Consider the following 7,872-nt stretch of genomic DNA (forward strand, 5'->3'; position numbering starts at 1 on the left):
AACCGCCTCGCCAGCCGTGAACAAAGGACCGGACACACAGCAGAGGTCCAATCCCCATGAAGCAAGCCATCGCGGCCGGAATCGTGCGCTGGACGGGAGTCGGTGCCCTGTTCCGAAACCTGTTCGCGCGCCGGAACGTGACCATCGTCGTGTATCACGACCCGGACCCGGAGGTGATGCGCGCGCACCTCGCCTGGTACGCCGAACGCTACAGTTTCACCACGCTGGACGCGGTGGCCGACGCGATGGAGAGCGGGCGGTGGGGTGACCTGCCGCCCTATCCGCTTGTCGTCACCTTCGACGACGGCCACCGCAACAACGCCCGCCTGGAACCTCTGTTCAAGGAGTTCGGGGTTCGCCCGACCATCTACCTGTGCAGCCGCGTGGTCGGCACCGCCCGCCCCTATTGGTGGAAGACCGCCGCGGCCGGGCGAATCGGCGCCGAGACGCTGAAACGCCTCCCCGACCCCGAGCGCCGCCGCCGGCTCGCCGAAGCCGGCGACGATCCCGACCGGGACGGCGCCGACCGCCAGTCGCTGACCTGGGACGAGGTGCGACATCTTGCCGCCGTCACCGATTACGGCGCCCACACGCGCACCCACCCGATCCTCCTGCAATGCGACGACCAGCGCTGCGCCGAGGAGATCGCGCTGTGCAAGACCGAGCTGGAGGAGGCCACCGGCCTGCCCTGCCGCCATTTCGCCTTCCCCAACGGCGATTTCAGCGACCGCGAGGTGGCGATCATCCGACAGGCCGGCTACCGCACCGCGCGCACCATCGATCCGGGCTGGAACGGCCCGAAGACCGACCCGCTGCGGCTGCACGCCGTGCCCATCTCCGACGACGCCTCGGTGGACTGGCTGTCGGTGCAGGCGACCGGCATTCCGGCCTGGCTGCGCAAGCGCAGGAACGGCGGCGGTGCACCCGCCCCGGCCCCGACGCACGGCGATCCGCTGCCGGCGGCGTGATCCTGGCCTTTGGCAATCCTCCCCGATGTCCCCTCGCCCCTCTGGGGAGAGGGAAAGCACGCCCACTCCTCAGCAACCATGACGAGAGCGATAGGCCCGCCTACGCCGCAAGTCAGAGAGGGTTCTCCAAGAGTACGAGAAGGTATTCCCTGCTCAATTGCAATGACCCTGAGTGGTTAGCCACTGTCTTCACCGTCCGATCATCCTTTGCACTCTCGAAAACACCGCATTCGAATGCAATAAAGAATGACGTACTCGGCGGCGTTGCCGGAACCTCACTGCGAAGAACGGGAAATGCCTTTCCCAATCCCACGCAATGAGGCGGTAGCACCGAAAGGAACGGACCGGTCCCTTTGGATTAATCCTCTTAGGGGGCCGGCCTCTCCGTCCCGATCTGCCGGCCAAGGATCGACGACCAAACCCACAGGAGTTGCCAGCGACATGCGGACCGCCATCACCACCGACACGACGACCCTGAGCGCACCCGCCACCCAGGAGATCCGCGCCTTCATCGTGGAGAACTTCCTGCTGGGCAGCGACTCCGGCTTCGACAACGCCGAATCCCTGCTGGAGACCGGCATCATCGACTCCACCGGCATCATGCACGTCGTGGCCTTCCTGGAGGAGCACTTCGGCATCATCGTCGAGGACGACGACATGGTGGCCGACAACCTCGAATCGGTCAGCCGCATCGCCGCCTATGTCGAGCGCAAGCGGGCCCTGAAGGACGCGGCCTGATCCTTCCGCCAGGACGGAACGGGCCATCGGGACAGTCACCGAAGCCAGGCAAGGGAACAGCGTCATGGCGCACCTGCTTCATCAGCTCCTCAGCGAAACCGCCGCAAGGCGGCCTCACCACACCGCGCTGATCGCGGGTGAGAACGCCGTCACTTTCGCCGAACTGGACCGCCAGAGCGACGCCGTCGCCTGCGCGCTCCAGTCCGCGGGGGTGGTGCGCGGCGACCGTGTGGCGGTCATGCTGGAGAACTCGATCGAGTATGTCGCGGGCTTGTTCGGCGCGCTCAAGGCCGGGGCCGTCTATGTCCCCGTCAACCCGTCCACCAAGGCGGACAAGCTGGCCTACATCCTGACCGACGCCGGCGTGCGGGCGCTCATCGCGCCCGCCGCGCTCGCCCGGCAGGTTGTGCCGGCGGCTGGTGAGGCACCCCACCTCGCCACCACGCTGTGGGTCGGGCCCGCCGTGCCGGCCGGGGCCGGCGGGCTCTCCTTCACAGATATCGTGGCTACCCACCCGGACCCGCAGTCCGGAGGCACCAAGCCGCAGAACCGCGGCCTGATCGACCAGGATCTGGCCGCCATCCTCTACACCTCGGGAACCACCGGGCGGCCCAAGGGCGTGATGCTCAGCCACGCCGCGCTGGTGAACACCACCTGGTCGATCTCCACCTATCTGGAGAACACGCCCGACGACGTCGTCATGTGCGTCCTGCCGCTGACCTTCGGGTACGGCCTGTCGCAGATCCTGACCGGGGCGCGGGTCGGCTTCACGGTGGTCCTGGAACGCTCCTTCGCCTTCCCGGCGGAAACGCTGGCGCGCATGGTGAAGCACCGCATCACCGGCCTGCCCGGCGTGCCGACCTTCTTCTCCACCCTTCTCGGGATGGAGGCGCTGAAGACCGCCGACCTGTCCTCGCTGCGCTACCTGACCAACGCGGCGGCCCCGCTGCCGACCGCCCACATCGACCGCCTGCGCGAGCGCTTTCCCGATGCCGCCTTCTACTCGATGTACGGCATGACGGAATGCTGCACCCGCATCTGCTACCTCGACCCGCGGGACCTCGGCACCAAGACCGCCTCGGTGGGCCGGGCCATCCCCAACTGCGAAGCCTATGTGGTGGACGAGTTGGGCAACCGCGCCGCCCCCGGCGAGGTCGGCGAGCTGGTGGTCCGCGGCGCCAACCTGATGCGCGGCTATTGGAACCGCCCGGAGGAAACCGCCAAGCGCCTGCGCAGCGGGCCGCAGGGCGAAACGCTCCTCTACACCGGCGACCTCTTCACCATGGACGCCGACGGCTGCCTCTACTTCGTCAGCCGCAAGGACGACGTCTTCAAGTGCCGCGGCGAGAAGGTCAGCCCCAAGGAGGTCGAGAACGCCCTCTACGAGCTGGAGGCCGTGGTCGAGGCCGCCGTCCTCGGCGTGCCCGACTCCGCCGACGGCATGGCGGTGAAGGCCTATCTGGTCGTCCGCCCCGGTGCCACCCTGACCGAGATGGCGATCCGCCAGCACTGCCGAGGCCGCCTGGAGAGCCATCTGGTGCCCAAATTCATCGAGATCCGCGACGAGTTGCCGAAGACCGAGTCCGGCAAGATCAAGCGCGCGATGCTCGCCGAAACCGTCTGACCCTTTTCCGCCTGATCCTTTTCCGCTGGCCTTCAACACACAGGAGAGCGTGCGATGTGTGGTGTCGCCGGAGTTCTCGCCGGGCCGCGTGCCGAGCCCGCCGGACTCGACGAACTGAAGCGCATGATCGCCATGATCGGGCATCGCGGCCCGGACGGCTACGGCTTCTACCGCGACGGGCGGATCGGGCTCGCCCATGCGCGCCTCAGCATCGTCGGCTTGGCCGGCGGCTTCCAGCCGATCCACAACGAGGAGCGGACGCTGTGGATCACCTTCAACGGCGAGATCTTCAACCACGTCGAGCTGCGGCGTGACCTGGAGGCGCGCGGGCACCGCTTCTACACCCGCACCGACACCGAGGTGATCGTCCACGCCTTCGAGGAGTACGGCCCTGCCGCCTGGGCCAAGCTGAACGGCCAGTTCGCCATCGGCCTGTGGGACGCGGTGAAACGCGAGTTGTGGCTGGTCCGCGACCGGCTGGGCATCCTGCCGCTGTTCTACGCCCGCAGCGGCGACCATCTCGCCTTCGCGTCGGAGGCCAAGGCCCTGTTCGGCGGCGGGCGTATCGAGCCGCGCTTCGACGCCGCCCGCCTCGCCCAGGTCTTCACCCACTGGAGCGTCGCCCCCCAGGGCAGCGTCTTCGCCGGGGTGCAGAGCGTGCCGCCGGCCACCGCCATCCGCATCGACGCCGACCTGCGCCTGCACGAGGCCCGCTATTGGGAGCCGGACATGGCCGGCGATCCCGCCCTGTCCCGCATCACGCTGGACGAGGCGGCGGACCGGCTGGAGGAGAAGCTGCTCGACGCCATCCGCCTGCGGCTGCGCGCCGACGTGCCGGTCGGCGTCTACATCAGCGGCGGGTTGGACAGCTCGGTCATCGCGGCGCTGGCCCGCAAGCTCGACACCACGCAGATGCACAGCTTCGGCGTGCGCTTCGCCGACAACGCCTTCGACGAGACGCCGCAGCAGCGGCTGGTCGCCGGCCATGTCGGGACGGAGCATCACGACATTCTGTGCACGGCGGAGGACATCCAGGCGGCCCTGCCCGACGTGATCTGGCACGGCGAATCGCCGCTGGTCCGCACCGCCCCGGCGCCGCTGTTCCTGCTCTCCCGCCTCGTCCGCGACAGCGGCATCCGCGTCGTGCTGTCCGGCGAGGGCGCCGACGAATGGCTGGCCGGCTACGACATCTTCAAGGAGGACAAGGTCCGTCGCTTCTGGGCGCGGCAGCCGCACTCCACGGCGCGGCCGAAGCTGCTCAGCCGCATCCACCCCTACGCCGCCACCAGCGGCCAGAAGGACAGCCCGCTCTGGCAGGCCTTCTGGAAGCGCGGCATGACGGAGACGGACGACCCCTTCTACGCCCACCGCATCCGCTGGCAGAACACCGCCTGGACCCAGCGCCTGCTGGCGCCGGACGTGCGCTCCGCCGCCAACGCGCAGGCCTTCGACGAGGTCGTCTCCGCCCATCTGCCCGCCGGCTGGTCGCGCTGGAGCCCGCTCGCCCGCACCCAGTGGACGGAGATCGCCGCCTTCATGTCGCCCTACCTGCTGACCAGCCAGGGCGACCGGGTGGCGATGGCCAACAGCATCGAGGTGCGCTACCCCTTCCTCGACCCGGAGGTGGACGACCTCTGCGCCGCCCTGCCCGACCGGGTGAAGATGCTGGGGCTGCGCGACAAGCTGGCGCTGCGCCGCGTCGCCTCGCGCCTGCTGCCGGCGGAGATCTTCCACCGCCCGAAGCGGCCCTACCGCGCCCCGATGACCACCGCCCTCTTCGGCGCCCAGGCCCCCGCCTATGTCCAGGACCTGCTGTCCGAGGAGTCGCTGAACCGCTACGGGCTGGTCGACGCCGCCGGCGTCGCCGCGCTGGCCGCCAAGGCCCACCGCACCGACGGCCGCATGGCCGGCGAGCGCGAGGAGATGGCCCTGGTCGGCGTTCTCACCCTCCAGATGCTCGCCCGGAACGTGCTGGACGAGCTGCCGGGCCGGGCCTCGACCCTCCGCGCCCGCTTGGACGCCGCTCCCATCCACATTCTCGAAGAGCATTTGGACAGCGCCGCCGCCGCCTGATCCGGCGGACCGGCGCGGTCCCCAAGGCAGAGTCCATTCCACAGTCCCCCTTCCACAGTCGATGCAACAACGCCAACCGGGAAAACCGACACCATGCTGAACGCCCTGCATCCCTTCGACGCCAACGCCCTCTCGCTCGACTGCGCGGCCGCGGCCCGGGAGATCGAACAGTTCATCCAGCGCACCGTCGCCCACGACCTGAAGCGCCAGGGCATCGTGCTCGGCGTGTCCGGCGGCATCGACAGCTCGGTCTGCGCGGCGTTGGCCGTCCGCGCGCTGGGGCCGGAGCGCGTCCTGGCCATCCTGATGCCGGAGAAGGAGTCCTCGCCCGACAGCACCCGCCGGGGCCGGTTGCTCTGTGAGAGCCTGGGCATCGAGCCGATCATGGAGAACCTTACCGCTCCGCTGACCGCGCTCGGCTGCTACGACCGCCGCGACAGCGCCATCCGCCGCCTGTTCCCGGAATACGGGCCGGGCTGGAAGCAGAAGATCGGCCTGGCCGCCGGCCTGCTCGACGCCGACCGCGTCAACTACTTCACCATGACGGTGGAATCGCCGGAGGGCGACCGTCAGACCAGCCGCATGCCGGTGGACGTCTATCTGTCGGTGGTCGCCGCCACCAACCTGAAGCAGCGCGTCCGCAAGACCATGGAATACACCCACGCCGACCGGCTGAACTACGCGGTCCTCGGCACGCCGAACCGGCTGGAGTATGAGTTGGGCTTCTTCGTGCGCGGCGGCGACGGTCTGGCCGACCTGAAGCCGATCGCCCACCTGTTCAAGACCCAGGTCTACCAGATGGCCGCCTATCTCGGCCTGCCCGACGACATCCAGAGCCAGTCGCCGAGCACCGACACCTACACCCTGCCGCAGTCGCAGGAGGAGTTCTACTACGCCATCCCCTACGACAAGCTGGACCTGGCGCTCTGCGCCTACGGGCGCGGCGTGCCGGAGGACGAGGCGGCCCACGCCCTCAACCTGTCGGTCGAGCAGGTCCGCCGCGTCTACAAGGACATCGTCCTGAAGCGCCGCACGTCGGGCCGCATCCTGCGGAACGCCGCCCTGGTGCAGCCGGTCGAGGTGGATGGGAGCGACGCATGACCGCAATGCCCTGGCTTCAGCGGGGTGTGGAACGGTTCATGTCCGAGGATCGCGTCGCGCTGGAGTCCTTCCAGCGCGACCACTTCGGCGCGGACTCCCCGCTGCTGGACGACACCCATTTCAATTGGCTGTTCGAGGAGCCGCCGACCCCCGATCCCGAGGGGATGCAGTTCTGGGTCTGCAAGCGGAACGGGGGGATCGTCGGCCAGCAGGCGGGCATTCCCTTCGCGTTGAAGGTGGGGCAGCGGGTGCGCCGCGCCTCCTGGGCGATCGACCTGATGGTCGCCCCGGAATGGCGGCTGCGCGGCGTCGGGCCGGGCCTCTCGGAGACCCACGCCGCCGCCAGCGAGGTGAGCGTCTCCCTGTCGATGACCGACGCCGCCTACAAATCCTACAAGCGGGCGGGCTGGCTCGATCTCGGGAACATCCCGACCTATCTGCGCGTGATCGACCCGCAGCGCTGCCTGCGCGTCAGCCCCTACGACGGCGGGCTGGCCCGCCTGATGGCGCGGCTGGGCAAGCCGGCGATGAGCGCCGCTTCGCTGGTCGGCCACGCGGCCGCCCGGACCTTCGGCGCCCGGCTGGTCGAGGTCGACCGCTTCGACGACCGGATGGACGGCCTGTGGGAGGCCGCGGCCCCGCAGCATCTCTGCGCCGCCCGGCGCGACCACGCCTATCTCCAGTGGCGCTTCGACAAGATCCCGAACGCGGCGCGGCACCGCCGTTTCCTCGTCATGCGCCGCGACACGGTGATGGCCTATGTGGTTCTGCGCGTGGACCGCTGGCGCGGCGAGAGCGTCGGGGTGGTCTGCGATTATCTGGCCCGTCCGGGCTGGCTGATGCCCGCCTTCGCCCTGCTGGTCGAGCGCGCCCGGCGGGACCGGCTGGCCGCCCTGGTCTGCCGCACGCTGAACGCGCAGGCCGCCCGTCCCCTGTCGATGATGGGTTTTCTGTGCCTGAAGAACGGACTGCGCCAACCGACCCGGATGATGGCCCGCCCCGCTGCCGACCGGCCGGAGCTGACCCCGCTGATCGGCGACCCGAAGAACTGGTTCGTCACCGCCGCCGACAGCGACATGGGTTTCAAGGATCTCGGCGGATAAGCGGTTTTGCCCAAAACGACAAGGGCGCCCGCAGTGATGCGGGCGCCCTTGTCGTTTTGGGTCGTGCACAAAGTCGAGAATGTGAGGATGCATAATCCGAGCGCATGAGCGGTTTGCCGCTGCACGCGACGTTCATGAAGGATCAAGCCGATCGAGCGATTAGTAAGGCTCAGCTTCAGGCGTTGCCGCCCGTCCACATGCCTCCTATCGACGTGATGGTCTGTCACGGCTCTCAAGGGAGTTCTGGTTTTGAGGTGGGTTTCCC

General features: G+C 68.8%; 6 protein-coding genes and 1 rRNA gene. 6 read left to right on the forward strand and 1 reads right to left on the reverse strand.

The features are described from left to right. Positions 1 to 56 precede the first annotated feature (56 nt). The 6 genes from DS837_RS23645 to DS837_RS23675 all read left to right on the forward strand — a co-directional run bounded on the left by DS837_RS23645 (position 57) and on the right by DS837_RS23675 (position 7,607). Positions 57 to 968 (forward strand): polysaccharide deacetylase family protein, encoded by a 912-nt coding sequence (locus tag DS837_RS23645; RefSeq protein ID WP_149166970.1) that lies wholly within the window; start codon positions 57 to 59, stop codon positions 966 to 968. Positions 969 to 1,409: 441 nt separating this feature from the next. After that, entirely contained in the window at positions 1,410 to 1,706 is a 297-nt protein-coding gene (locus DS837_RS23655) for an acyl carrier protein (RefSeq protein WP_145628296.1), read from the forward strand. Positions 1,707 to 1,770: 64 nt separating this feature from the next. Next, entirely contained in the window at positions 1,771 to 3,330 is a 1,560-nt protein-coding gene (locus DS837_RS23660; RefSeq protein ID WP_149166972.1) for a class I adenylate-forming enzyme family protein, read from the forward strand. Positions 3,331 to 3,384: 54 nt separating this feature from the next. After that, positions 3,385 to 5,403, forward strand: a complete 2,019-nt coding sequence (asnB, locus tag DS837_RS23665) for an asparagine synthase (glutamine-hydrolyzing) (protein WP_149166973.1) — start codon at positions 3,385 to 3,387, stop codon at positions 5,401 to 5,403. Between the two features lie 93 nt (positions 5,404 to 5,496). Next, the gene (nadE, locus tag DS837_RS23670) at positions 5,497 to 6,504 is read left to right on the forward strand and encodes an NAD(+) synthase (protein WP_149166974.1); all 1,008 of its coding nucleotides are present in this window, start codon (positions 5,497 to 5,499) and stop codon (positions 6,502 to 6,504) included. Next, entirely contained in the window at positions 6,501 to 7,607 is a 1,107-nt protein-coding gene (locus tag DS837_RS23675; RefSeq protein ID WP_149166975.1) for a GNAT family N-acetyltransferase, read from the forward strand. Before nadE ends, DS837_RS23675 begins: the two co-directional genes overlap by 4 nt. A gap of 138 nt (positions 7,608 to 7,745) precedes the next feature. Here the strand turns inward: DS837_RS23675 and DS837_RS23680 are convergent. Then, positions 7,746 to 7,872 (reverse strand): 23S ribosomal RNA (locus DS837_RS23680); the annotation flags it as partial.

It is taken from the genome of Azospirillum brasilense (genome assembly GCF_008365405.1).
Taxonomy (GTDB): domain Bacteria; phylum Pseudomonadota; class Alphaproteobacteria; order Azospirillales; family Azospirillaceae; genus Azospirillum; species Azospirillum brasilense_D.

Excerpts from the sequence above, each read along its gene's own strand:
- DS837_RS23645 (WP_149166970.1), top strand. The coding sequence starts at position 57 with ATGAAGCAAGCCATCGCGGCCGGAATCGTGCGCTGGACGGGAGTCGGT.
- DS837_RS23655 (WP_145628296.1), top strand. The coding sequence starts at position 1,410 with ATGCGGACCGCCATCACCACCGACACGACGACCCTGAGCGCACCCGCC.
- DS837_RS23660 (WP_149166972.1), top strand. The coding sequence starts at position 1,771 with ATGGCGCACCTGCTTCATCAGCTCCTCAGCGAAACCGCCGCAAGGCGG.
- asnB (WP_149166973.1), top strand. The coding sequence starts at position 3,385 with ATGTGTGGTGTCGCCGGAGTTCTCGCCGGGCCGCGTGCCGAGCCCGCC.
- nadE (WP_149166974.1), top strand. The coding sequence starts at position 5,497 with ATGCTGAACGCCCTGCATCCCTTCGACGCCAACGCCCTCTCGCTCGAC.
- DS837_RS23675 (WP_149166975.1), top strand. The coding sequence starts at position 6,501 with ATGACCGCAATGCCCTGGCTTCAGCGGGGTGTGGAACGGTTCATGTCC.